The sequence below is a fragment of the Blautia luti genome, assembly GCF_033096465.1.
Taxonomy (GTDB): domain Bacteria; phylum Bacillota; class Clostridia; order Lachnospirales; family Lachnospiraceae; genus Blautia_A; species Blautia_A luti.
Genome location: NZ_AP028156.1, coordinates 1,045,430 through 1,072,399, shown reverse-complemented (window position 1 = coordinate 1,072,399; position 26,970 = coordinate 1,045,430). Strand labels below are relative to the sequence as shown.

Annotated in this window: 23 protein-coding genes and 1 tRNA gene; 3 read left to right on the top strand and 21 right to left on the bottom strand. The window is 45.0% G+C overall.

The window, feature by feature from the left end; genetic code table 11:
• Positions 1-106: 106 nt before the first annotated feature.
• The 21 genes from R8695_RS05010 to R8695_RS04910 all read right to left on the bottom strand — a co-directional run bounded on the left by R8695_RS05010 (position 107) and on the right by R8695_RS04910 (position 24,793).
• Positions 107-619 (bottom strand): dCTP deaminase/dUTPase family protein, encoded by a 513-nt coding sequence (locus tag R8695_RS05010; protein ID WP_118508565.1) that lies wholly within the window; start codon positions 617-619, stop codon positions 107-109.
• Between the two features lie 146 nt (positions 620-765).
• Entirely contained in the window at positions 766-1,254 is a 489-nt protein-coding gene (nrdG, locus tag R8695_RS05005; protein WP_118508564.1) for an anaerobic ribonucleoside-triphosphate reductase activating protein, read from the bottom strand.
• 5 nt (positions 1,255-1,259) lie between these two features.
• A complete protein-coding gene (locus R8695_RS05000) occupies positions 1,260-3,353 on the bottom strand; it encodes a polyribonucleotide nucleotidyltransferase (protein WP_118508563.1) in 2,094 nt (697 codons plus the stop codon).
• A gap of 247 nt (positions 3,354-3,600) precedes the next feature.
• Positions 3,601-3,867: a 30S ribosomal protein S15 gene (gene rpsO, locus R8695_RS04995; protein ID WP_154779698.1), complete on the bottom strand. Its 267-nt coding sequence runs from the start codon at positions 3,865-3,867 to the stop codon at positions 3,601-3,603.
• A 176-nt stretch (positions 3,868-4,043) separates the two neighbouring features.
• Entirely contained in the window at positions 4,044-4,943 is a 900-nt protein-coding gene (locus tag R8695_RS04990) for a bifunctional riboflavin kinase/FAD synthetase (RefSeq protein WP_118508562.1), read from the bottom strand.
• Positions 4,944-4,951: 8 nt separating this feature from the next.
• Complete coding sequence (gene truB, locus R8695_RS04985; RefSeq protein ID WP_334296259.1) at positions 4,952-5,839, bottom strand: tRNA pseudouridine(55) synthase TruB; 888 nt, start codon at positions 5,837-5,839, stop codon at positions 4,952-4,954.
• A complete protein-coding gene (locus R8695_RS04980; RefSeq protein WP_118508560.1) occupies positions 5,836-6,798 on the bottom strand; it encodes a DHH family phosphoesterase in 963 nt (320 codons plus the stop codon). The genes truB and R8695_RS04980 overlap by 4 nt, the downstream gene beginning before the upstream one ends.
• A 12-nt stretch (positions 6,799-6,810) precedes the next feature.
• A complete protein-coding gene (gene rbfA, locus R8695_RS04975) occupies positions 6,811-7,203 on the bottom strand; it encodes a 30S ribosome-binding factor RbfA (protein ID WP_154779696.1) in 393 nt (130 codons plus the stop codon).
• Between the two features lie 118 nt (positions 7,204-7,321).
• Entirely contained in the window at positions 7,322-10,159 is a 2,838-nt protein-coding gene (infB, locus tag R8695_RS04970) for a translation initiation factor IF-2 (RefSeq protein ID WP_154779695.1), read from the bottom strand.
• Between the two features lie 3 nt (positions 10,160-10,162).
• Positions 10,163-10,462 carry a L7Ae/L30e/S12e/Gadd45 family ribosomal protein gene (locus R8695_RS04965; RefSeq protein ID WP_118508557.1) on the bottom strand — a complete coding sequence of 100 codons (300 nt, stop codon included), beginning with the start codon at positions 10,460-10,462 and terminating at the stop codon, positions 10,163-10,165.
• Positions 10,452-10,727, bottom strand: a complete 276-nt coding sequence (gene rnpM, locus R8695_RS04960) for an RNase P modulator RnpM (RefSeq protein WP_154779694.1) — start codon at positions 10,725-10,727, stop codon at positions 10,452-10,454. The genes R8695_RS04965 and rnpM overlap by 11 nt, the downstream gene beginning before the upstream one ends.
• On the bottom strand, positions 10,711-11,910 hold the full coding sequence (gene nusA, locus R8695_RS04955) for a transcription termination factor NusA (RefSeq protein WP_154779693.1): 1,200 nt from the start codon (positions 11,908-11,910) through the stop codon (positions 10,711-10,713). Before nusA ends, rnpM begins: the two co-directional genes overlap by 17 nt.
• A 25-nt stretch (positions 11,911-11,935) precedes the next feature.
• A complete protein-coding gene (locus R8695_RS04950; protein WP_118508554.1) occupies positions 11,936-12,400 on the bottom strand; it encodes a ribosome maturation factor RimP in 465 nt (154 codons plus the stop codon).
• A gap of 174 nt (positions 12,401-12,574) precedes the next feature.
• Positions 12,575-14,821: a DNA gyrase/topoisomerase IV subunit A gene (locus R8695_RS04945; protein WP_118508553.1), complete on the bottom strand. Its 2,247-nt coding sequence runs from the start codon at positions 14,819-14,821 to the stop codon at positions 12,575-12,577.
• Between the two features lie 28 nt (positions 14,822-14,849).
• Positions 14,850-16,775 carry a DNA gyrase/topoisomerase IV subunit B gene (locus tag R8695_RS04940; protein WP_154779692.1) on the bottom strand — a complete coding sequence of 642 codons (1,926 nt, stop codon included), beginning with the start codon at positions 16,773-16,775 and terminating at the stop codon, positions 14,850-14,852.
• A gap of 222 nt (positions 16,776-16,997) precedes the next feature.
• A tRNA-Glu gene (locus tag R8695_RS04935) sits at positions 16,998-17,069 on the bottom strand.
• 185 nt (positions 17,070-17,254) lie between these two features.
• The gene (locus tag R8695_RS04930; RefSeq protein WP_154779691.1) at positions 17,255-19,408 is read right to left on the bottom strand and encodes an RNA degradosome polyphosphate kinase; all 2,154 of its coding nucleotides are present in this window, start codon (positions 19,406-19,408) and stop codon (positions 17,255-17,257) included.
• 12 nt (positions 19,409-19,420) lie between these two features.
• Positions 19,421-20,959 carry a Ppx/GppA phosphatase family protein gene (locus R8695_RS04925; protein ID WP_154779690.1) on the bottom strand — a complete coding sequence of 513 codons (1,539 nt, stop codon included), beginning with the start codon at positions 20,957-20,959 and terminating at the stop codon, positions 19,421-19,423.
• A 45-nt stretch (positions 20,960-21,004) separates the two neighbouring features.
• Positions 21,005-22,312 (bottom strand): ATP-binding protein, encoded by a 1,308-nt coding sequence (locus R8695_RS04920; RefSeq protein ID WP_118508549.1) that lies wholly within the window; start codon positions 22,310-22,312, stop codon positions 21,005-21,007.
• A gap of 46 nt (positions 22,313-22,358) precedes the next feature.
• A complete protein-coding gene (pheA, locus tag R8695_RS04915; protein WP_154779689.1) occupies positions 22,359-23,489 on the bottom strand; it encodes a prephenate dehydratase in 1,131 nt (376 codons plus the stop codon).
• The gene (locus R8695_RS04910) at positions 23,486-24,793 is read right to left on the bottom strand and encodes a bifunctional folylpolyglutamate synthase/dihydrofolate synthase (RefSeq protein WP_154779688.1); all 1,308 of its coding nucleotides are present in this window, start codon (positions 24,791-24,793) and stop codon (positions 23,486-23,488) included. Before R8695_RS04910 ends, pheA begins: the two co-directional genes overlap by 4 nt.
• Positions 24,794-24,943: 150 nt before the next feature.
• On the opposite strand from R8695_RS04910, the gene R8695_RS04905 reads away from it, so the two are divergent.
• From R8695_RS04905 to R8695_RS04895, 3 genes are all read left to right on the top strand, one after another.
• On the top strand, positions 24,944-25,330 hold the full coding sequence (locus R8695_RS04905; RefSeq protein WP_154779687.1) for a putative ABC transporter permease: 387 nt from the start codon (positions 24,944-24,946) through the stop codon (positions 25,328-25,330).
• A 76-nt stretch (positions 25,331-25,406) separates the two neighbouring features.
• Positions 25,407-26,330, top strand: coding sequence for an aspartate carbamoyltransferase (gene pyrB / locus R8695_RS04900; RefSeq protein ID WP_118508545.1), 924 nt, complete (start codon positions 25,407-25,409; stop codon positions 26,328-26,330).
• A complete protein-coding gene (locus R8695_RS04895) occupies positions 26,324-26,761 on the top strand; it encodes an aspartate carbamoyltransferase regulatory subunit (RefSeq protein ID WP_118508544.1) in 438 nt (145 codons plus the stop codon). The genes pyrB and R8695_RS04895 overlap by 7 nt, the downstream gene beginning before the upstream one ends.
• Positions 26,762-26,970: the final 209 nt, after the last annotated feature.

Here is a 26,970-nt window from a genome sequence, read left to right as displayed (position 1 = left end):
TCTGGTTTCGATAATTAACTTTGTGAAATATGCTCTTAAATCTGTTTCTATATCTCAGCTATCAGTCTATCAGTTATTCGCCTCTGTCAGAACATTCTCTTTCTTACTATTTCGCAGTAGTGCTACCAAATCCACCATTACGGATTTCTGTAGCATCATCATCTACCGTGATTCCATACTCTACAAAAATTCCCTGCATAAATCCTGTATCTGCCGGGATTGTGAGGGTTTTGTCTTCGTTGGAATCATTTGTGATTTTTGCAAAGATGTGTCCTTCATTGTCTGAGTAGAAATAATCACTGTCAATGATACCAACCGTGTTGTTGAGCTGGAGGCGGTACTTGAATCCAAGTCCGCTTCTCGGATAACATTTCAGCACCCACTCCTGATCCATTTCCACACGGATTCCAGTCGGAATCTTTACGGTCTCACCTGGTTTCAGGGTAAATTCTGCCGGTGCAAAGAAGTCATATCCTGCACTTCCCGCTGTTGCTCTCTTTGGCAAGCGGATAGCTTCATATACTCTCTCTGCTTCTTCCTTAGACTGCGCAAAAGTATCGACCCAGTCTGCTGTGAAGCGTTCTTTGCTCACTTTATGGAATTTCGCGATTCGTTTCATCTGTTATTCCTTTCTTTTCATATATCAAAATAGTGTATAAGTTTATCTGTTTTCTACAGTATAGATAACTGTACCTGATCTGCTTATAGCAAAACAGGCAGTTCAGGTACACCTGACTCAGTATACTTGAATTGCCTGTATATTTCTTATTGATGCAATACAATTTTTCCTTCATGAAGAGTTTTGGGAACATCGATCACTCTCTGATTGCTGGAACCTTTCCATTTCAGGGAAATTTCTTTCTTGTCCACCTCAAATTCACCGTCTACGCATACATCCAGATAATTCACGATTTCCTCATGGCAGATCTCTTCCCATTCAAAGCCAGTATAAAGCCAGATGGTCTTATTCGGATACTTCTGTCTGATCTCTTTCGCAAGGGCTGTTACCTCAGTGATATTCGCCGGATGCAGCGGATCTCCACCTGAAAAAGTGATTCCGCTTACATAGTCCTTATCCAGTTCCACAAAAATCTCTTTCCGTTCTGCCTCCTTGAAAGGCAGCCCGCCATTGGGATCCCAGGTCACGGGATTCTGGCACTCTGCGCAACAGTGGTTACACCCTGCCACCCAGAGTACTACACGGAGCCCGTCTCCGTTAAGCATATCGTCCTTGGTAATATTGTGATATCTCATATAACTTACGCTTCTTCCGGTACATCCTTCATGCTGAAGCTGATTCTTCCCATCTTGTCTTTGCCAAGGCAGATAACCTTAACTTTGTCGCCAAGTGTGAGAACATCTTCAACACGGTTGATTCTTTCTTTACAGATCTTGGAAATGTGTACCATTCCCTCTTTGCCCGGTGCAAATTCAATGAATGCACCAAACTCTTTGATGCTGACAACTTTACCTGTGAAGATCTGTCCTGCTTCGAAATCAGTTGCAATGATCTTAACCATGTCAGCTGCCTCATCCATGCTCTTCTGGTCTATGCCGCAGATAGATACAGAACCTTCATCTGTGATGTCGATCTTAACGCCGGTACGCTCGATGATCGTGTTGATGGTTTTTCCTCTCTGGCCTACAACATCACCGATCTTCTGCGGGTCGATCTGGATCTGGATGATTTTCGGAGCATATTCGCCTACAGATTTACGCGGAGCTGCGATGCATTTCTCCATAACTTCTGTCAAGATGTATTCTCTTGCTTCTTTTGTACGTCTGATTGCTTCTTCTACGATTGGTCTTGTCAGTCCGTGGATCTTGATATCCATCTGGATTGCTGTGATACCGTCATGTGTTCCGGCTACCTTGAAGTCCATATCTCCGAAGAAGTCCTCAAGTCCCTGGATATCTGTCAGAACGATATAGTCATCATCTGTCTCGCCTGTTACCAGACCGCAGGAAATACCAGCTACCGGTTTCTTGATCGGTACGCCTGCTGCCATCAGAGACATGGTAGATGCGCAGATACTTGCCTGAGATGTAGAACCATTGGATTCAAATGTCTCAGATACTGTACGGATCGCATATGGGAATTCCTCTTCGCTTGGAAGCACAGGAACCAGTGCTCTCTCAGCAAGTGCGCCATGACCGATCTCACGACGTCCCGGTCCTCTGGATGGTTTTGTCTCACCTACAGAGTAGGACGGGAAATTATAGTGATGCATATATCTCTTTGTAGTTTCGAACTCATCAAGTCCGTCAAGTCTCTGTGCTTCTGCAAGAGGAGCAAGAGTTGTAATTGTACAGATCTGTGTCTGTCCACGTGTGAACATAGCAGAACCATGTACTCTCGGGATGATGTCTGTCTCTGCTGCCAGAGGACGGATCTGGGTGATGGCACGACCGTCTGGACGTTTGTGGTCTTTTAAGATCATCTTACGTACAGTCTTCTTCTGGTACTGATATACAGCTTCACCCAGAACAGCAAGCCATTCTTCATTGTCAGCGAAAGCTTCTTTCAGCTTCTCTGTTACCTGGCGAATGTTCTCTTCTCTTGTCTGTTTGTCATCAGAGAATACTGCAACTTCCATTTCTTCCGGAGGTACGATCTCTTTCATTGCTGCGAAGAGTTCTTCCGGAACAGCGCATGATTCATAGCTGTGTTTTGGTTTTCCGCATTCTTCTACGATCTTATTGATAAATTTAATGATTTCCTGGTTTACTTCGTGAGCTTTGTAGATTGCTTCGATCATCTTGTCTTCCGGAACTTCTTTTGCACCGGCTTCGATCATGATTACTTTCTCTCTTGTGGAAGCTACTGTAAGCTGAAGTTCGGAAACTTCTTTCTGTGCCAGTGTCGGGTTAATGATGAACTCGCCATCAATCAGACCAACCTGTGTAGTTGCACATGGCCCGTCAAACGGGATATCGGAAATGCAGGTTGCGATAGAGGAACCAAGCATAGCCGGGATCTCCGGATTACACTCTGGATCAACAGACATAACCATGTTTACTAATGTTACGTCATTTCTGTAGTCCTTCGGGAACAGAGGACGCATCGGTCTGTCGATTACACGGGAGGTAAGGATTGCATGCTCGCTTGCTTTTCCCTCTCTCTTATTGAATCCTCCAGGGATTTTGCCTACTGCATACATTTTCTCTTCATATTCAACGCTTAACGGGAAGAAATCGATTCCTTCTCTTGGCTCTTTAGATGCTGTTGCTGTAGATAAAACTGTAGTATCGCCATAATGCATTAATGCAGCACCGTTTGCCTGTTTTGCAACACGGTTGATATCTACTGTTAAGGTTCTTCCAGCTAATTCCATGGAATAACTTTTATACATACGTTCATTCTCCTTTTTTCATATTGGGGTTATTATATTACTTTGCAAAACTGCCCGCATAACTGCATAGTTCGGGGCTTTTCATGAAATCATTACTTATAAAACAGGAGTCCGAAACAACTGAAAAAACTACTTTAAGTTTATCGGTTAAAATAATCTTTTCAGTAGTCTCGGAAATAACTCCTGTCACATAACATAAAAAGGGAGACGGATGGAAATCCGCCCCCTTCCGCATACTAAAAGGCTATTATTTTCTTAAGCCTAATTTTTCAATCAGTGCACGGTATCTTTCGATGTCTGTTTTCTTCAGGTAAGCTAACAGTCCACGTCTCTGACCTACCATTTTCAGAAGACCACGTCTGGAGTGATGATCTTTATGGTTGTTCTGTAAATGCTCTGTAAGTTCCTGAATTCTTGCTGTAAGAACTGCTACCTGTACTTCCGGTGATCCTGTATCTCCTTCAGTTCTTGCATATTCTTTCATGATTGCTGCTTTCTTTTCTTTTGAAATCATTGTGATTTCCTCCTGTATTCTTATAATTATTATTGATTGACCGCCACATATTAAGAGATGGTCGGAGTGTCCAGTCCCTGAACATGGGCTAAATTCACCTTGGTTAGTATAGCACATTGACCTTGGCGTGTAAACCTCTTTTTTTACAAACTTCCAACAAAATTAAATACAGGAAACTATTTAATCTGCCGAAAATATTCTTTTCCCTTACCGGCATCTCTCTCTAACTGTGCCTTTAATGCTTCCAGCGAAGAGAACTTCTGTTCTGGTCTGAGGAATTTTTTGAAATCTACTTTGCAGTATTCTCCATACAGATCCTCATTGCAGTCAAAGAGGTATGTTTCCACACCGATAAATTTCTCACCGCCCACTGTAGGCTTATGCCCCACATTGGTGATTCCCTGGTAGGCTTTGTCTTTGAAATGGGAAACTGTGATGTAAACGCCGTTTGGCGGCATCAGTTTCTCTACTGGAGGAATCAGGTTTGTGGTCGGGAGCAGATACTTGTGTCCCATTCCACGTCCGTGTTCGACGATTCCCTCTACTGAGAAGTCTGTTCCCATAAGATAATGAAACTTCTCCATATTCCCTCTGTTCAGTTCTTCCCTGACAAATGTGCTACTGATCTTGCGGCGTCCGTCCATTTCTTTTGGTAGGACTTCCGTATGAAATCCATATTTCTTTCCGAACTCTTTCAGCATGGCAGGAGTTCCCTTCCGCTCATAGCCAAAACGGAAATCCTCTCCAACTGCCACATAGGAGGCCTGCAGGTCCCCTATCAATATTTCTTTTATAAAATTCTCTGCTTTCATGTGCCGTATTTTCTCTGTGAGCGGGCATTCTAACAGCACGTCCACTCCCATTTCTTCCAGAACACGGCATCTCTCTTCCTTTGTGAGGATTGTTCTTGAGGCAGTTCCCAGTGCAAGTACAACCGCCTGTGCACCTTCCTGTTTCTGCTCAATAATTTTCTCAACCAGTTTCTGATGTCCGCGGTGTATGCCGTCAAACTTCCCAAGTGTTACCGCACTGTGTGAAATTCTGGGAAAATCTTGTTCAATCCTTAAATATTCCATCGTGTCTCCTAAAACATCTTTACAGGAAAATACCTGTCTCTTTTTTCATCCCACTGGTAAACTCCGACGAAGCTCCCTTCGCTGTTACACATACGAATCCAGCCGTCTTTCTCCTCTGCATCAACCAGCGCCTGTACAAGAGGATTTCCATTTGCCAGAAGCCTGTCGCCTTCTTTTGTGCAGCATACACGCGGATACTCTGCAAGGATTTCTTCAATGCCAAGAACCTTGCTTTCTATCTTGCCGTTCTTCACTGCTTCCTCTGTCTGTGCCAGAGTAATGGCATCGTCCAGGGTAAATCTGCCTACTTTTGTACGCAGAAGAGTCTCCATGGCAGCTCCGCATCCCAGCTTCTCACCGATATCATGACATAAAGTACGGATATAGGTTCCTTTGCTGCAGGTTACGCAGAAACGTACCAGTGGAAGATTAATCTCAAGGATCTCTATTTCATAGAAATGTACTGGCCTTGGTTTGCGCTCCACGGTCTTGCCCTCTCTGGCAAGTTCATAGAGCTTCTTTCCGTTGACTTTCAGTGCCGAATACATGGGAGGTACTTGCATATAATCTCCTGCGAAAGACTCTATCGCTGCTCTCAGTTCCTCTTCTGTGACATGAAGTTCTGATGCCTGTGAAAGTACAGTTCCACTCATATCCTGTGTATCTGTGACAACACCCAGGCGCATCACTGCTTCGTATGTTTTCTCTTTATCTGTGATCATATCCACCAGGCGGGTTGCTTTTCCCAAAGCCACCGGTAGTACGCCTTCCGCGTCCGGATCCAGAGTTCCTGTATGTCCGATCTTCTTCATATGAAGAATCCCGCGCAGCTTCGCAACCACATCATGGGAAGTAAAATCTTTTTCCTTACGGATTACAATTACGCCGTCCATCAGACACCGCACTCCTGAAATTCTTTGCAGATCTGTTCTGTCACATTGTTGATGACATCATATACTGATCCCTGCAGATCACATCCGGCTGCTCTCATATGACCACCGCCGCCAAAGTATACTGCAATCTTGCTCACATCAACTTTGCCGTTAGAGCGAAGAGAAACTTTAAAGGACTGTGTTTCCAGTTCATACAGGAACATGGCAACTTCCACGCCCTCTGTAAGGCGCAGCTGGCTGACGATGCCATCCAGATCCTTGCCCTCTACTCCATAGAAGTCCATGTCTTTTTTCTTGAGATATCCGATAATGCATTTGCCATCCAGAAGAATAATGCTCTCTGCGAGAACACGTCCCATAACCTGATTCTGAACGTAAGTTTTCTGATAAAAGGACTCATCAATGATCTTGCTGAAATTGAATCCTGTCTTCATCAGTTCACCGGCAATGCGCATAGTCTCTGGTGACGTTGAGGAATACTGAAATACTCCTGTATCATGAACCATTCCTGTATAGATCGGTACCGCGATCGTACGGACCACTTTCTCAGGATCAAATAATCCATAGAGTACTTCACATGCAGAGCTTACTTCGCCTCTGATGTGATTGACCTGTGCAAATCCCGGATTGCTGATGTGATGATCAATGCAGGCGGTTTTCTTTGCAGTGTCAAAATACGGACCTGCAAGAGCAAGTCGGTCTCTGGCACTTACATCACAGGTAACAAAAAGATCATACTCTTTGTCGCCGTCCAGTTCTGTTTTGATCTCGTCCATACAGTCAATATGTCCGAAAACAGGTTTCGGATTATCCAGATAAACATCTACCTGAATTTCCGGATAATAGGTTTTTACATATAAATACAATGCCATACAGGAACCAACGCAGTCACCATCCGGACGGATGTGTCCGCCGATTCCCATTGTTTTTACTCCTTCCAGTATCTCCGCAATATTCTTCATGCATTCACCCTCTCAAATCTCTTCCTGCTCCTCAGCCTGTCTGTGGGAGTTGTCTTTCTTTGTAACGTCATCAATCAGTTTGGACATATTTACGCCGTATTCAATAGATTCGTCCAGAATGAAACGGATCTCCGGTGTGTTTCTCAGATTTAAGTTGCGCGCAAGCTGGCGTCTGATGTAGCCTTCTGCACTCTTGAGACCTTTGATGGTTGCCTCTTTTGCTTCTTTCTCTCCCAGCACACTGATGTATGCTTTGCAGGTTTTCAGATCAGGAGCCACTTCTACAGCCATGACAGATGTCATTGGATGAATACGCGGGTCCTTGATCTCATTGCGGATAATGGCACTGAGTTCTTTCTGAACTTCTCCATTGATCCGTGTATTCTTAATACTGTTTTTTCTCATTTTAATCTCCTATTATTTCAGATATAACCATGATACCTTCGTTGTTATATCTCTTATAAAAAGGTGCGCGTCACGCTGTCCGTAACACCATGAATCGCGCACCCCTTATTTACATTGACTACCTTGGCACCTCTACCATGATATAAGCTTCTACTTTATCTTCTTCCTTGACATCGTTAAATCCGTCAAATACAAGACCACACTCGTATCCTGCCTTAACTTCCTTAACATCGTCCTTGAATCTCTTCAGGGATGCAAGTTCACCTTCGAAGATCTGCTCGCCTTCTCTGGAAATACGAACCTTGCAGTTTCTCTGGAAGACACCATCCAGGATATAGCTTCCTGCGATCGTTCCAACGCCGGATGCCTTGAACAGCTGACGTACTTCTGCATGACCTATGACTTTCTCCTCGTATACAGGATCCAGCATACCCTTCATAGCAGATTCTACGTCTTCGATTGCCTGATAAATGACTCTGTACAGACGAAGATCTACGCCTTCCTGCTCAGCAAGCTGTTTTGCTGTTGCATCAGGACGAACGTTAAATCCGATGATAATCGCATTAGATGTAGCTGCAAGACTTACGTCAGATTCATTGACAGCACCAACACCGCCATGGATTACTTTTACAACTACTTCTTCGTTGGAAAGCTTTGTTAAGCTCTGTTTTACGGCTTCTACGGATCCCTGTACGTCTGCTTTGACGATGATCGGCAGCTCTTTCAGATCACTTGCCTGAATCTGGTCAAAGAGATTATCCAGAGACAGTTTGCCCTTCGTTTCCTCAAGAAGACGGTTCTTGTTCTCAGATACAAATGCACCTGCGAAATTCTTCGCTTCTTTATCGCTCTCAAATGCAAGAAGAATCTCACCTGCATTCGGAACATCACCAAGTCCGAGGATCTCTACAGGAGTAGACGGACCTGCTTCTTTGATCCTGCGTCCCTTGTCGTCCATCATGGCACGAACCTTACCGCTGCATGCTCCTGCTGCAATGAAGTCTCCTACATGGAGAGTACCTTTCTGAACAAGGATAGTAGCAACCGGACCTTTACCTTTATCAAGCTGCGCCTCGATCACTAGACCTCTTGCTTCACGATTCGGGTTTGCTTTGAGTTCGCAGACTTCTGCTGTAAGAAGGATCATCTCAAGAAGAGTATCGATTCCTTCTCCTGTGTGTGCAGATACAGGAACGAAGATTGTACTTCCGCCCCAGTCTTCCGGAATGAGTTCATACTCGGAAAGTTCCTGTTTTACACGTTCGATATTTGCACTTGGTTTATCAATCTTGTTGATGGCAACGATGATCTCAACACCTGCTGCTTTTGCATGGCTGATAGCCTCTACAGTCTGAGGCATTACACCATCGTCTGCTGCTACGACCAAAACTGCGATATCTGTGGAGTTTGCACCACGCATACGCATGGCTGTAAAAGCTTCATGTCCAGGTGTATCCAGGAATGTGATCTTCTGACCGTTAACCTCTACTACAGAAGCACCGATATGCTGTGTGATACCGCCGGCCTCGCCGCGTGTTACGTTTGTCTTACGGATTGCATCCAGAAGAGATGTTTTACCATGATCGACATGACCCATAACACAAACTACAGGTGGTCTCGGAACCATATCTTTCTCGTCTTCTTCGTCCTCTTTGAGGAGTTCTTCGATGACGTCCACTTTCTCTTCTTTTTCTGCGATGATATCGTAATCCAGAGCGATCTCCTGAGCTTTCTCAAAGTCGATCTCATGGTTTACAGTAACCATCATACCTTCCATGAAGAGTTTCTTAACGATCACTGACGGCTGCATCTTCATTGCTTCTGCCAGTTCACGGATTGTCATCTTCTCCGGAAGTGTGATTTCTTTAACCTCAGGTTTCTTTTCTTCCTGTTTTGGCTGTGGAGTTGGTTTCTGCAGAGCTTTCGGGATTCTGGAATTCTTGTTGAATCCACCCTGATTTGGTCTGCGTCCGCCGCCCTGGCTCTTATCGAAATCTTTCTTCTTATTCTTGTTTTCTCTGTCGCGCTCTCTCTTGCTGTCTTTGGAAGTCTTAGTCAGTTCCGGTGCAAATACCATATCATCATTCTTTCTGGTATTCTGGCGCTGTCCCTGACGTCCCTGACCACCGCCGAAGCGTCCGTCGCGTCCCTCACTTCTGTTTCCATCCGGACGACCCTGACCATTACCCTGTGGTCTGCCTCCCTGACGGTTATCGCCCTGAGATCTTCCCTGGCCGCCGAAACGTCCACCCTGACGATTTCCATCGCCCTGTGGTCTTCCGCCCTGGCGTCCCTGTCCATCACCCTGGGATCTTCCCTGGCCACCGAAACGTCCACCCTGACGATTTCCATCGCCCTGTGGTCTTCCGCCCTGGCGTCCCTGTCCGTCACCCTGGGATCTTCCCTGACCGCCGAAGCGTCCGCCCTGACGATTTCCATCGCCCTGAGCTCTGCCTTCGCCCTGGGATCTTCCCTGACGGTTTCCGTCTCCCTGCGGTCTTCTGTTACCGGCATTGGAACGGTCTCCATTATTTCTTCTTGGTCTTTCACCATCTGTTCTGTTATCAGAAGATTTTCCTTCTGTATTTCTTGGCGCACCTGTTCTCTCGCCTTCGGCTTTTGCCGGTTTCTTTCTTGTTGTTTTTCCTCCGTCACTTGCATTCTGTGCATGGTAAACGCGGATAATATTTTTTTTCTTTTTAGGTGTTTCAGCTTTATCTCCTTCAGATTTTGCTGTTACAACCTTTTCTTCTGTCTTGGGAGTATCCAATTTCGCAATATGCTCCTTTCCCCTGTTATTATTTGAAAATCTATTCTTTACCACCGAAATCAGAGGCTCATCCACCATACTCATATGGCTCCTGACTTCAACACCTCTGGATTTCAGAAACTCGATTACTTCTTTGTTCTGTCGTCCAAGCTCTTTTGCCAGCTCATGTACCCGCAATTTAGACAATTGCTATACCTCCTTCATGATTGCTTTCGCAAAGTTCTCATCCTGGACAGCCAGACAGGCACGGTACTCCTTTCCCATTGCTCTGCCTAAACTCTCTTTATCTGAGAGGAAGTAGATCGGAACTTCATAAAAGCTGCACATGTTCCGAAATTTCTTCTTTGTATTCTCGGAGGCATCCTCAGCTACGATCACAAGCAGTCCTTTTCCGGTCTTAACAGATTTCTCTGTGGAAAATTCCCCGCTTACGGTCTTGCCAGCCTTGGTAGCCAGCCCTATCAGCGACAGTACTTTGTTATTTTTCAATATCTTCCAGCTCCTTTTTCAGTCGTTCATATACTTCATCGGGAACCGCAGTTTTCAGTGAGCGCTCAAGACCATGATTCCTGATCGCTTTTTCCAAGCAGTCTCTGGAAAAGCAGAGATACGCGCCTCTGCCATTCTTCTTACCGGTAGTATCAAGTACGATCTCATCTTCTGTGGTCTTTAAAACTCTGATCATTTCTTTCTTGCTTTTCATTTCCCTGCAACCTGTACACTGGCGCATGGGAATCTTAGTCTTCGTCTTCATTCTCTTCTGCTTCCTGAACTTCTGTCGGATCTTCCTCAGCCGGAATCTCCTCTGCTGCTGCATCTTCTTCAGTTACAGTTTCTTCTGCTGCATCCTCTGCTGTTTCTTCTTCAGTTTCTTCCTCATCATAGTCATAGAAGTCACCGGACTCTCTTGCCTGGGTCTCACTCTTGATGTCGATCTTGAATCCTGTCAGTCTGGCTGCCAGACGTGCATTCTGTCCTTCCTTACCGATGGCAAGGGAAAGCTGATAATCCGGAACTACAACCAGTGCAGTCTTCTCATCCGGATCTGCCATAACTGCGATAACTTTCGCCGGGCTTAATGCGTTCTCAATGAGGATTGCCGGGTTCTCATCCCAGTTGATGATATCGATCTTCTCTCCGCGGAGTTCATCCACTACCGCGTTGACACGCGCTCCGTTCATACCTACACAGGCACCTACCGGATCTACGTCCGGATCATTGCTCCATACAGCGATCTTTGTACGGGAACCAGCCTCACGGGCAATGCTCTTGATCTCAACAGTTCCGTCTTTGACTTCTGCTACTTCAGACTCAAAGAGACGTTTTACAAGACCAGGATGGGTTCTGGATACCAGGATACGCGGACCTTTCGGTGTATCCTTAACTTCCAGGATATACACTTTGATCCTCTCAGTAGGCTGGAAGGTTTCCCCTTTCGCCTGCTCATTTTCGCTGAGGACAGCATCTGCCTTGCCCAGGTTAATGCTTACATTCTTGCCCATGATACGCTGTACAATACCGGTCACTACTTCTTTCTCTTTGCCGTAATATTCATCGAAGAGTACCTTGCGCTCTTCTTCACGGATCTTCTGCAGGATCACGTTCTTGGCATTCTGTGTTGCGATACGTCCGAATTCCTTTGACTGGACCGGAACCTGAACCATTCCACCGATCTCAGCTCTGGAAGTGATCTTCTGTGCATCTGTCAGTGAAATCTCCATTGCAGGATCTTCTACATATTCTACAACGGTTCTGTCAGCATATACTGCGAAATCACATGTTTCCGGATTAATGGTCACATGTACATTGTCAGCTTTGCCGAAATGGTTCTTGCAAGCCTGGATCAAAGACTGTTCAATTGCCTCAAGCAGGGTGTCTTTGCTGATATTTTTTTCTTTTTCCAGAATATCCAGCGCCTCCATTAACTCTTTGTTCATTTTTTTCTTATCCTCCTGAATTTATCTAAAACTCTATTGCCGGACGTATCAGGGCAATGTCCTTTTTATCAAAAACGCGCTCGTTTCCGTCCTCATCGATTGTCACACTGTTACTATCATATGCGGTTAAAACACCACAGAACTCTTTTTGCTTCTCGATCGGCCGATAGGTGCGGACCTCCACCGGTTTCCCCATGTTTCTTTTGAAATCTTTCTCTTTCTTCAGCGGTCTGTCCAGTCCCGGCGAACTGATCTCCATAATATAACTGTCTTCAATAAAATCATTCTCATCCAGTCTGTCGCTGAAAGCTCTGCTGACTGTCTCACAGTCATTCACTGTGATCCCGCCCTCTTTATCAATGTATCCTCTCAGATACCAGGTTCCTGCCTCTTTGACATATTCTACATCTACCAGTTCAAATCCGTTCTGCTCTACGATCGGTGCCAGAAGTTCTTCTGCGCGCTTTTCATATTCTTCCCGTCTGCTCATTTTCCCACCTACCTTTCTATGCAACAAATAAGAGTGGGCTTACGCCCACTCCCATGTTTACAAGTTCTGATTTATCCGTATTGTAACACCAATTCTTTACAATTGCAAGGCTTTTCCTGTAAAAACCTTGTTTTTGCCGGATTTGTTCACCCTGAAAGCTTTTCCGGCCTGATTTTATATGCGTGGTTTCGTTCCCTTACTGTCTCGTTTGGCCAGTTTTATCTTGTTCAGAGTATATGGCTTGTCATGATGTGTGATGGTGTACTCCTGTCTGGATTCCAGAAGATATGCATGGGCAAGTCTGTCCCCTTCTGCAAGTTTCATTCCCCTTACACCGATGGAAGTCTTTTTCACAGTGGAAACATCCTGTTTCTGGAATCTGAGGAAATATCCTCCTTCACTCTGAAGGACGATCTGCTCCATTTCATCAGATGCGCCTACGAAGATCAGTTCATCCCCCTCTGTCAGCTTGGTGGATGCGATGGTCCTCTTCGCCACATCGAATTCCTCTCCTGCTACCAGTTTGCACATAGACGATGCTGTTACAAATAATAACGTAGATTCTTTCACAGCAGCAAGAGGAGCCACATACAACATCCGCTCCCGGGCGCTGTCATAATTGCTCAGATTATCTGCCGGAGTTCCCTTGTCCCTGAAACGTACCAGCGGGATATCTGCCACTTTGATGCTGTGCATCTTGCCGTTATCTGTAAAAATACAGATCTTATCTGTATTCATACAGTTAAATACATACTTATTCTCTGCATTGGCAGCTTCTTTGTTTCTCTCGTATGCAGACTTGTCAATGATCCTCATATATCCGAAGCGGTCCATCAGGAAGGTAACTTCCATCTCTTCCATCTTCTTCTCTTCGTATACAACTTCCTCTGCATTCTCGATCACTGTACGGCGTCTGGTTCCATATTCTTTCTTGATCTGGTCCAGATCTTTCATGATCACTTCTGCCATGGAGTCATAATTATTCAGGATATCTTCATATCGCGCAATGTTCTTCATCGTCTCTGCATAATCTGCCTGCAGCGCTTCGATCTCCAGACCGATCAGCTTATACAGACGCATATCCAGGATTGCTGCTGCTTGTTTCTCTGAGAAACGCAGTTTCTGTGCAGCTTTCTCGCTGGATTTGCTCTTGAACCTGATTCCTTCTGTTGCACCGTCAACCAGGCATTTTTTTACCTGTTCTCTGCTCTTGCTTCCGCGCAGGATCTCAATGATCAGGTCGATCACATCGCATGCCTTGATAAGACCTTCCTGGATTTCTTTCTTCTCCTGCTCTTTGTTCAGAAGTGTGGTATATTTTCTGGTGGTAATATCAAATACGAAATCTACATGATGTTCGATCACCTGTTTCAGACTGAGAGTTTCCGGTCTGCCGTCTGCAACTGCCAGCATATTTACACCGAAGGTATCTTCCAGTTTGGTCTTCTTATAGAGCATGTTTGTAAGGTTCTCTACATCTGCATCACGTTTCAGATCCAGAACAATCCGGATTCCCTCTTTGGAAGACTGGTTGGAAATATCTACGATATCTGTTGTCTTCTTGTTTTCCACAAGAGATGCAATATCATTCAGGAATTTTCCAATATTGGCACCGATCATGGTATATGGGATTTCCGTAATCACAAGCTGCTGTCTGCCGCCTTTGAGCTTCACGGTCTCCACTTTACCTCTGACACGGAGTTTACCGGTTCCTGTCTCATAAATCTTGAGCAGATCATCTTTATTTACTACCAGGCCGCCTGTGGGGAAGTCCGGTCCTTTCAGATAGCGCATCAGACCTTTAACACTGATGTCGTTATTCTTCATATATGCTTTTACCGCATCTACCACTTCACCCAGATTGTGAGGCGGAATGCTGGTTGCCATACCGACTGCGATACCATCTGCTCCATTTACCAGCAGATTGGGGATTCTGACAGGAAGTACCACAGGTTCCTTCTCTGTCTCGTCGAAGTTCGGCATAAAGTCTACGACATTCTTATCCAGGTCTTCGAGAAAGACATCCTGTGTCAGTTTCTCCAGTCTGGCCTCTGTATATCGCATAGCAGCTGCACCGTCACCCTCGATGGAACCGAAGTTTCCATGTCCGTCCACCAGTGTTCTGCCTTTCTTGAAATCCTGCGCCATTACTACAAGTGCTTCATAGATCGAACTGTCACCGTGAGGGTGATATTTACCCATGGTATCCCCTACGATACGGGCACATTTCCTGTATGGTCTGTCATAGCGGATACCCAGTTCATACATATCATACAGGGTTCTCCGCTGTACAGGCTTCAATCCGTCACGCACATCCGGCAGGGCTCTGGAGATAATAACGCTCATGGCATAATCGATATAGGATTTCTGCATGACCTCCGCATAGTCGGTAGGGATTACATTCTCCTGTTTTGTTTCCATTTCTTTCATTCCTCCATTCAGTTACACATCAGATGTCCAGTTCTGCATCCTGTGCATGCTCATAGATAAATTTCTTTCTCGGCGGGACATCGCTTCCCATCAGAACTTCTGTCACGTTGGATGCAAGTCTCGCATCCTCGATCTCCACACGCTTCATCATTCTGGTTTCCGGATTCAGAGTGGTCTCCCAGAGCTGTTCTGCATCCATTTCACCCAGACCTTTATATCTCTGAAGGGTAAAACTTCCTGTTTTATGGGAGCGTCTGTATTTCTCCAGGGCCTTATCATCGTACAGATATTCTTCCTGCCCTTTCTTCGGCATAACCTTATACAGCGGCGGCATGGCGATGTACACATGTCCTTCTGTGATCAGATCCGGCATGAAACGGTAGAATAATGTAAGAAGCAGTGTGGAAATATGTGCTCCATCCACATCGGCATCTGCCATGATCACGATCTTATCATAGCGAAGTTTCGTGATGTCAAAGTCATTTCCATACCCTTCAGAGAATCCGCAGCCGAATGCATTGATCATGGTCTTGATTTCCGCATTGGCAAGTACTTTATCAATGGTTGCTTTCTCTACGTTCAGGATCTTACCTCTGATCGGCAGGATTGCCTGATAATTACGGTTACGGGCAGTCTTGGCAGAACCACCGGCAGAATCTCCCTCTACGATGAAGATCTCACACTGGGAAGGATCTTTCTTCTCGCAGTTCGCCAGCTTTCCATTGGAATCAAAGGAATATTTTTGTTTGGTCAGAAGATTGATCTTGGCTCTCTCTTCTGTCTTGCGAATCTTGGCAGCTTTCTCTGCACAGGAGAGGATTGTCTTAAGAGTTTCCAGATTTCGGTCGAAATAGAGTACCATCTGCTCTCCCACAACCTTACCGGTTGCACGGGATGCATCCTGGTTGTCCAGCTTCGTTTTGGTCTGACCCTCGAATCGTGGTTCCGGATGCTTAATGGAAACGACCGCTGTCATTCCGTTACGGATATCTGCACCTGTGAAATTCGGATCTTTATCCTTCAGAACACCGATCTCTCTGGCATAAGTATTCATCACTGTGGTAAATGTAGTCTTAAATCCGGTCAGATGAGTACCGCCCTCTGCATTATAAATGTTATTACAGAAGCCCAGCACATTCTCACGGAACTCATTGGTAAACTGAAATGCCACTTCCACCTGAATGCCGTCCGCTTCCCCCTTCAGATAAACCGGCTCATGGAGAACTTCCGCACTGTGGTTCAGATCCTTGATAAATCCGATGATGCCATCCGGTTCATGATAGGTAATATCTTCAATCTCCTGTCCTCTTTTATCCTCGAAGTGAATGGTCAGTTCCGGATTCAGGTATGCAGTCTCATGAAGCCTGCTCTTTACCTCTGTTGCTGAAAATCTGGTCTTCTCAAAGATCTCCGGATCAGGCAGAAAGTTAATACTGGTTCCTGTCTGTCTGGTCTTACTTAATTTCGGCAGAAGTCCCTCTTCCAGTTCAATGGTAGGAATTCCCCGTTCATAATGATCATGGTGAACATATCCGTCACGGCTGATCTTAATGTCAAGATATGTAGACAGGGCATTTACAACAGAAGAACCTACTCCATGAAGTCCTCCACTTGTCTTATAAGCGGAATTATCGAATTTGCCGCCTGCATGAAGAGTGGTAAATACCAGACGCTCTGCTGATACTCCTTTCTCATGCATATCTACCGGAATTCCACGTCCGTTATCTGTGACTGTACAGGAACCGTCTTTCTCCAAAACCACATGGATCAGACTGCAGTAGCCTGCCAGATGTTCATCTACAGCATTGTCTACGATCTCATAGATCAGATGATTAAGCCCCTTTCGTGAAACACTTCCGATGTACATTCCGGGACGCTTACGAACTGCCTCCAGGCCTTCCAGGACAGAGATACTCCCTGCATCATAGGTGTTTTTCTTTGCCATGTCTGTTACATTTCCTTTCTTTCTATAATAATTAATCTGTGTACTGTTATTTACCTCTGAATTCGAAGTTTATATTTCGAACGTTTGTTCCGTATTATATACGAAATATGAATTTATTTCAAGTACACATTTTCACAAAAAATGTCCCGGTGAGTTTTATCCGAAAAAAAATGACCAGAACATCGTTCTGATCACTTTTCATTCGTTCTCACTATTTAATAGCAGCCAGTACGGGAATCGAACCCGTGTTTTCGCCGTGAGAGGGCGACGTCTTAACCCCTTGACCAACTGGCCATCTGTTTCTCTGTCGTTCGCTCTTCGCTGTCGACTTGTTTAATATACACCATCTTTTTCTAAAATGCAAGTACTTTTTTTAAAAAATTTTATTTTTTCTACTTTATATGCAATTCTGACAGTTTTTCATCTGCAGAACCTGCCGCCCACAGCGCCTTATAAAGGCGCTGGAGCATATCCTTTTATCATTCCTCAATATCCTCTGCCGGTTCTGCCGGGACAAACACTCTGGATTTCTCTGCCTGGGTTTTATGTTTATGAAAGACAGCCTTCTCTGTGGCCTCCATGCAGAATTCCATCTGGGAATTGATCTGTGCTTTTCCTCTTCTGTCCGGTTTCTCATAGGTTCCGTCCGGCTGCAGGATATGTGCCTTGACATTGTCCCTGAATTCCAGATCAAGGATATGGATAAGTTCTTTCTTAATTTCTTCATCCTCTACAGGGAAAACGATCTCCACACGACGATCCAGGTTACGCGGCATCCAGTCAGCACTTCCCATATAGATTTCCGGATTTCCACCATTCTCGAAATAGAAAATACGACTGTGCTCCAGAAATTCTCCTACTATGGAACGAACATGGATATTTTCACTGAGCCCGGCTACCCCTGCTTTCAGACAGCAGATGCCTCGCACCAGCAGCTCCACCTGCACCCCGCAGGAAGAAGCATAATAAAGAGCTGCCATAATTTTCGGATCACAGAGGGAATTCATCTTCGCCCTGATCCCTGCCGGAAGTCCTTTCTTTGCATTCTCTGCTTCTCTTTCGATCATATCCAGAAATCTGTTTTTCATCCAGATGGGTGCCACGATCAGTTTATTCCAGCATTTCGGTTCTGAATAACCGGACAGCATATTGAATACTGCTGTCGCATCTTCCCCGAACCGTTCATCGCAGGTAAAAATACCGCAGTCTGTATAAAGCTTGGCTGTGGAATCATTATAGTTACCGGTTGCCAGATGTACATAACGGCGGATTCCTGTTTCTTCTTTTCTTACTACCAGCGTAATCTTACTGTGTGTCTTTAAACCTACCAGACCGTAAATAACATGACAGCCTGCTTTTTCCAGTTTCTTCGCCCACACAATATTATTCTCTTCATCGAAACGGGCCTTCAGCTCAACCAGTACGGAAACCTGTTTGCCGTTCTCTGCTGCCTGTGCCAGTGCCGCAATGATGGGAGAATTTCCGCTGACACGGTAAAGGGTCTGCTTGATGGCCAGAACTTCCGGATCCTTCGCTGCCTGACGCACGAAATTTACCACAGGGTCAAAACTCATATATGGATGATGTAGGAATACATCTCCCTCACGGATCACCTGGAAAATATCTTTATCATTCTGAAATTCAGGTACAGGAGCCGGCTGATAACGTGGTGTTTTATACTGATCAAAACCTTCTGCTCCGTAAACCTTCATCAGCATGGTCAGATCCAGAGGTCCATTGATGGCAAAAATATCTGCGTCTTTGATATCAAATTCCATCTTCAGAATATCCAGCAGACGTTTATCCATCTTATCTTCCACTTCCAGACGGATCACCTCGCCCCACTGGCGTTTCTTCAGCTGCTTCTGGATCTCCACCAGCAGGTCCTCTGCCTCATCCTCGTCAATAGTCAGATCCGCATTACGCATGATCCTGTAAGGATGGGCACATACCACATCATAACTGAGAAACAGTTTATCAATATTTCTCTCTATGATCTCCTCCAGAAGGATCACCGTGGTGTCTTCTGCTTTTTTTGAAGGGATCTGCACTACCCTCGGAAGAACAGACGGAACCTGTACAGTGGCAAACATCAGCTCTTCTTTGCCCTTTTTATCTTTCTTGGAGATCAGGGCACCGATATTCAATGTCTTGTTTCTGATCAGCGGAAACGGTCTGGAAGAATCCATGGCCATAGGTGTAAGCACAGGATACACATTATCTTCGAAATATCTGTCTACAAAAGTCTTCTGGGCATCACTCAGATTCTCATGCTCTGCCACCAGATGAAGTCCCACTTTATCAAGCGCAGGGAGCAGGGAACGGTTCAGGGTATTATACTGAACATGAACCAGCTCATGAGTTCTGGCACTGATCTCTTTCAGCTGCTCTTTGGCAGTCATTCCCGCGATATCTGTCTTATGATATCCTGCGTGTACCTGATCTTTCAGGGAAGCCACACGCACCATAAAGAATTCATCCAGGTTGGAAGCTGTAATGCTTAAGAATTTCAGTCTGTCAAAAAGAGGCAGATTTTTGTCCCTGGCCTCGCTGAGTACACGCTCATCAAATTTCAGCCAGCTCAGTTCACGGTTTACAAAATTTTCGCTTTTCTCAAATTTTCCCAGTTCCATAATCTACCTCCTCTATGCCCTTCCTTTACGTCTGAGTACAAGACGGATTCCAAACACTTCTTCAAAAAATGCAACCTTATCCTTCAGAAGTCCCAGTTCCAGGGAAATATCCTGGGTGGAATCCATCACCATCTGCAGTTCCCTGTCTTTCAGCACGGTTTTGATCCCCTTTACCTTCTGGCAATGGCTTCTGTCCATGGCATTGGCCAGCCTGAGGATTGCTGTCATCTTGGCGATCTTTATATAACTCTCTCTGTCAATGCCTGCCCCCATCATCTGAAGCTCCTCGTAGTCTCCGAAAGAGGAAGTATTATACCGCACTGCAGAGGCGATCATCTTGCGTTCAAGAGAAGACAATCCGATAATATCCGTGGACATAATGATCTGGTAAGAGCACTCTGCCACATTTCCCATACTGATATATTTGCCGCAGTCATGAAGCAATGCCGAGATCTGCAGGAGCAGACGTTCCCTGGATCCCATACCGTGAACTTTCTTCATGCTGTCAAAAATATCCAGACACAGGTTCATGGTACCCTGAATATGACTCTTGCTGCTGAAATAACGTTTCGCAATATTTCTGGAAGTTACCAGAATATCATTCTCGAAATTATGTACACTCTTTATAAATTTCTTTTTCTCCGCATAATCATAGGCAATTCCGTCAAGAAGAGAGACCCCTGGTGCCCAGAGGGATTCCGCATTGAAAATATCAATAAAATTTTTGCATACAACCATGGTAGGCACAACCAGAGATGCATATTCCGGATCGATCTCCATCTCCTGTGCCAACACATGATCAGATTTGCCTACCGTATCTTCATAACGCTTCATGAACTCATCCCTGGTTATGATCTTATCTTCCATTTCCTCCTGGAAGATCATATCTGTAATAAAATCTCCCATAAGGATCACGTTTTTAATATCCCTGTCTTTCAGGTACAGACGCTGGAAATTGGTCAGGTCATTGCGGATAAATTCCTCCACAAGCTGATCATAATGGATGGTGGATTTCTCCAGCTCCTGAAGTCTCTGGCGGATACGCAGGCTTCCCATTTTCAGTCCCTGGGTGGTCACCAGGGCATCCTTGTCAAAAAGAGAAACCTGTAGGCTTCCGCCGCCTACATCCAGTATGGCAGTTCCCTTCTGGATCATTTTCTTGAATCCTTTTTCAATGGCTGCAATCGATTTATAGCCCAGGAAATGCTGCTCTGCACTGCTTAAAACCTCGATCTTCAGCCCTGTTCTACGCAGGATCTGTTCCACTGTGATCAGCGGATTGGCAAGCTCCCTGAATGCACTGGTACCGCAGGCACGGTATTCCGTTACACCGAAATCCTTCATCAGTCTCTTGAAATCATTAAGGATCTCACAGAGAACATCCAGCATTTCCGTGTCGATTCTGCTATTGGCATAGGCGCCTTTTCCCAGTTCCAGACTATATCTTACATCATTCAGCTCCCGAAATCCGATTCTTTTTGACAGCTCGAAAATCTTCATGCTCACTTCATAGGAACCAATGTCAATCGCTGCAAAAGTCATGACTGCCATATTGTTTTCTCCTTCCGATTGGATTATTTCTTCTGAGAAAAGGTGCTACTTTTCCACAGTTCCCAGAAGATGGTCAATGAACTGCTGTGCAGTTCTTCCTGTCAGGCCGCCGTGGGAAAGTTCCCATTTATTGGCCTCCAGCAAAAGCTCCTCCTCAGGCATGGTAATCTTGTTTCTCTGTGCCAGTTCTTTAACGATGGTCTGGAATTCCTTTTTGCTTGGTGCGCCGTAATAGATACGGACACCGAATCTGTATACCAAGGAAAGTTTCTCCTGTACGGTATCAGAGGAATGCAGATCATCATCATCCATGATCTCCAGCTTGTCACTGGATTTCTCTCTTACCAGATGTCTGCGGTTACTTGTAGCATAGATCAGAATGTTATCCGGTTTCTTCTCCAGACCGCCTTCGATCACTGCTTTCAGATACTTATATTCGATTTCAAATTCCTCAAAGGAAAGATCATCCATATAAATAATAAATTTATAGTTTCTGTTCTTGATCTGTGCGATCACATCATTCAGATCCTGGAACTGATGCTTGTACACCTCAATGATACGAAGTCCCTCATCATAATATCTGTTCAGGATTCCTTTGATACTGGAGGATTTACCTGTACCTGCATCACCGAACAACAGACAGTTGTTGGCTTTTTTGCCTCTGACAAAGGCTTCTGTGTTCTCGATGAGTTTCTGTTTCGGGATCTCATATCCTACCAGGTCTTCCAGTTTCACATGTGCGATCCTGGTGATAGGCTGGATCACGACGTTATCATTCTCATCATGACCTACACGGAATGCTTTGTGAAGTCCCAGCTTGCCTACACCGAAGTCTTTATAGAACTGTACCATATCTGCCATAAATTCTTCTGCTGTCCGGGCTTCTGCCAGAGTTTTGCTCATCTCGCAGATACGGTCTCTGATGCGGGAATTAAACATCTTACTGTTGCTTCCTGTGTTTGTGTAATCACAGAGAACTCTGCAGCAGGAAATGCCGAAAGCCTCATCCAGTACACTCAAGTCGAAATCATACAGTTCCTTGAATACACCGAAATCATTTAACGCAAGTTCGTTAATGCTTCCCTCTACCGCACCTCTGATCTCACTGGCTGTACTGAACGCATTCTCATTGTTTACCAGCAGAAATGTAAGGTAGCAGTGCCAGAGGTTTCCAGAAAATCCATACATCCCTGCATTTTCCACCAGTCCATTGGCACATTCGAAAAATACGCCTTCCATTTCCTGAAGCTTCGGATCTTTCTTCTCCCAGGCATTCATCAGGCCTGCCATTTTCTCCAGGATCTCTCCGTGTTCAAAGTTACGATAAAGTATACATTCATTTAATCTTGCCATTATTATTTCTTCCTCTAAATTTACTCTATTTGGTTTTTCCGTCGTATTAATAATTTCCCAGGATCCTCATTCTGTTCGCTTCCGCCTCGATCCCTCTCAGTGCATTCTTCACAGCACTGTCCTTTAAGTTTCCTTCGAAATCCACGAAGAACCGGTACTCCCAGGTACGTCCCGCAATAGGGCGTGACTCGATCTTCGTCATGTTCAGTCCGTTATAAATAATATGGGAAAGCATGTTATAAAGGGTTCCGCTTTCGTGAGGCAGTTCGAAGAAAATGCTGATCTTATGGGCATCTTTCACATAGATCGGCTTCTTGCTTACAATGATAAACCGGGTGGCATTCTGTCCATTGTAGCAGATATTCTCTGCCAGGATCCTCAGTCCATAAAGTTCTCCCGCCTGTCTGCTGGCAATGGCTGCCTGGGTTTTATCCCCGTCTTCTTTGACCTGTTTGGCAGAACCTGCCGTATTTTCCATCTCTCTGGTCTTCCAGCCCGGATGGGCTTCCAGATATTTGCCGCACTGTGCCAGTGCCTGAGGATGAGAGCATACGCAGGTAATATCTTCCAGGGAAGCATCCGGCATGCCCAGAAGCACATGCTCCGGACGTATGATCTGCTCTCCTACAATGCTCAGATCATACTCTGCCAGCAGATCATAGATTCCTGCCACGATCCCTGCTGTGGAATTCTCGATAGGAAGCACTGCATAATCTGCACGTCCCTCTGCCACTTCTTCCATGGCATCTCTCCAGGTCTTCACATGGAAGCTTCTGATCTCATCAGAAAAATATTCCCGCATGGCAGCATAGCTGTACGCTCCCTCTACTCCCTGGAACACCACGGTCACATTTTCCAGCGGCAGATGATCTACCATCTCCAGTTTCTCATCATCTTCCACTCCATGCTCATTGAGAAGCTGATACTGTCTCTTACGGCTGATAGCCATGATCTGCTGAAACAGTTCCTGTGCTCCCAGCCGGTTGAACTCGCCGTGGGCCTTTTCCCTTAATACTTCCAGTTTCTTCCTCTCACGTTCCGGATCCAGGACTTTTTTGCCTGTACGGATCTTATATTCTGCAACATCCTCGCAGACTTTCATTCTTTTTTCAAAAAGACGTATGATCTCGCTGTCGATCACATCGATCTCATCTCTGCATTCCTGTAAATCGATCATTTCTGTTTTCCCTCTCGTTTCTTCTCTTTCTCCACCAGGTCTGTCATCTCTCCGATAAACGACAGAGAACCGAAAGCGAGGATCACATCCTCCTTATGTGCCAGTCTGAAGGCAGTCTCCACCGCCTGCTCTATGGATTCCCGGGCCTGGACATCTTTATGGAATTCCTTCACTGTCTCAGCCAGCTTCGCAGCAGGAAGGGCACGCTCATTGTTCGGTGTCTGGATGGTCAGTATCTTGTCTGCGTAAGGTACTGTTTTCGCCACTACACTCCTGTAATCCTTATCTCCGAAAACGCCCATGATATAGATCAGACGTTTCCCTTTGAAATAATGTTCAATAGATGCAGCCATCATGTCTGCTGCTGCCGGATTATGTGCTCCGTCCACTACGAAAAGGGGCTCTGTACAAAGAACTGTGAATCTTCCATTCCAGACTGTATGCTTCATTCCCGCTTTCTTCTGTTCCGGTGTGGAAGCAAAGCCAAGGGTATCCAGCACTTTCAGGGCATTCAAAGCAACCACTGCGTTCTCTTTCTGATAGACACCTGCCAGGGGGATCTCATACTTTTCTCCCTCATACAGAAGCGTCTGACCCAGACAGCTTTCTGCCAGTACCTGTGCCTTACCCGGGTCTGCCACAACACATTCTGCATGGCATTTCTCACACTGACTGCATATTACGTCCATGGCCTCTTTTTTCTGAAGAGAGGTGACAACGTGGCTGTTCTCTTTTATGATTCCTGCTTTTTTCTCAGCGATTTCCCCCAGGGTATTTCCAAGAAAAGACATGTGATCCATGCTTATGGATACCAGCACGGACAGCATGGTGTTTTTGATAATGTTGGTGGCGTCCAGATTTCCGCCCATTCCGACTTCAAGAAGTACGAGATCACAGTTCTCGTTTCTGAAAAACAGAAATGCCACAGCCGTCTCGATCTCAAATGCTGTGGGATGAGGATATCCGTCCTCTGTCATGGCAGCGATCACATCTGCTACCTGTGTCATATATGCGGCAAAGCTGTCCCGGCTGATCCTCTTTCCTGAAATCTCCATTCTTCCTCTGTAGGAATAAAGAGTTGGGGATACATATCTGCCTACCCGGTATCCTGCTTCTGATAATACAGAATAGAGAAATGCGATGACAGATCCTTTGCCATTCGTGCCGGCTACATGGACATACTTCAGATCATCCTGGGGATTTCCAAGACGTTTCATCATCTCCCGCATATGATCCAGTCCAAGTACACTGGGAATTTCCCGTGTAACTCTGTCTATGTATTCCCGGCTTTCCTGATAATTCATGTTTTTGGCTCCTTATATTTTCTTATGTAATTCATTTGTTACCATTTACAGTAACATTCTGCTTTCGCTCATTATAGCCCAGACGTATGTTTTTTTCAAGGCAGGCAATACTACAAACAGGTTAAATTTATGTAAAGGAGGAATCCTGATTTGAAAAAAAACTTTCTGATCTGCGGCTTTATAGGATGGTGCCTGGAAATCCTCTGGACAGGGCTCCATTCCATACTGGCCGGTGAACTTACCATGACTGCCCGGACCTCTCTTTTAATGTTTCCCATCTATGGCTGTGCCACAATTATCCGTCCTGTTTCAGCCAGACTTTCCAAAGTGTCCACATTTATCCGCGGCTGTATCTACACAGTGGGGATTTTTTTCGTAGAATTCTTAAGTGGAACCCTTTTGCGCCGTTTTCACATGTGTCCCTGGGACTACAGCAGTTCCCCTTTCAACTTCATGGGCGTGATCCGTTTTGACTATGCGCCTCTGTGGTTCGGAACCGGACTTTTTTTTGAAAAAATACTTGGAAAACTATCTTGAAAAATATACCTGATTATTATATGATGTTAAGAAGGATTACGAAAATTCCTGCACCAACAAAATATGGAGGTATGAAATGAGACACTTAATGAGTCCACTTGACCTGTCTGTAGACGAGCTTAACACTCTTCTCGACCTGGCCAGTGATATTGAGAAACACCCTGATAAATACGCACATGTCTGCGATGATAAGAGACTTGCCACCTTATTCTACGAACCAAGTACCCGTACCCGCCTCAGCTTTGAAGCTGCTATGATGAATCTCGGCGGTAAAGTCCTTGGTTTTTCATCAGCTGATTCCAGTTCCGCTTCCAAAGGCGAAAGTGTTGCTGATACGATTCGTGTCGTTTCCTGTTATGCAGATATCTGTGCTATGCGTCACCCGAAAGAGGGCGCTCCGTTAGTAGCTTCTATGGCTTCTTCTATTCCTGTTATCAACGCCGGTGACGGTGGTCATCAACATCCTACCCAGACATTAACTGATTTACTTACCATTCGTTCTCTTAAGGGACGTTTAGACAACATTACTATCGGTCTGTGCGGTGACCTGAAATTCGGACGTACCGTTCACTCCCTGATCGAGGCACTTGTACGTTACAACAATGTGAAGTTTATACTGATCTCACCGGAAGAACTTCGTATCCCAAGTTACATCCGCGAAGATGTCCTGAAGAAGAACAATGTTGAGTTCCAGGAAGTCGAGAGACTTGAAGACGCTTTACCTGAACTTGATATCCTGTACATGACACGTGTACAGAAAGAACGTTTCTTCAATGAGGAAGATTATGTCCGCATGAAAGATTTCTATATTCTGGATAAACAGAAACTGGAGCTTGCAAAGGATGATATGTATATCCTTCATCCACTTCCACGTGTAAACGAAATCGCAACAGAAGTAGATTCTGACCCGAGAGCAGCTTATTTCAAACAGGTGCAGTACGGTGTATATGTACGTATGGCCCTGATTCTCACATTACTGGAGGTAAAATTACCATGTTAAATGTTGGCGCACTTCGTGAAGGTTATGTATTAGACCATATCAAAGCCGGCAAGGCCATGACTATCTATCATGATCTGAAGCTTGATAAACTTGACTGTACTGTTGCGATCATCAAGAACGCACGCAGCAACAAAATGGGAAAGAAAGATATCATCAAGGTCGAATGCCCGATTGAGAATCTTGATCTGGATATCCTTGGTTTCATTGACCATAACATTACTGTAAACATCATCAAAGATGAGAAAATTGTTGCAAAGAAAGACCTGAAACTTCCAAAACAGGTTGTAAATGTGATCAAATGCAAGAATCCCCGCTGCATCACTTCTATTGAGCAGGGTCTTGATCAGGTATTTGTTCTTGCAGATGAAGAGAACGAAGTTTACAGATGCAAATACTGTGAAGAGAAATATACTGGCAAACGCAATAAATAATCAGCAGTACCTCATATGAATCTTTACATAACCGGGAGCCATCGTTGTTCCCGGTTATTTTTATTCTATCATTTTTTCGTATACAGGAATCTTATTTGCTGAAACATCCGCCTGTATCAGATTTCCCAGTTGTAATGCAGTTAAGAATAATTTTCTATGCAAAAAAATCTCACCGACTGACGCAGACAAATTTTCCACATCAGCAGTGA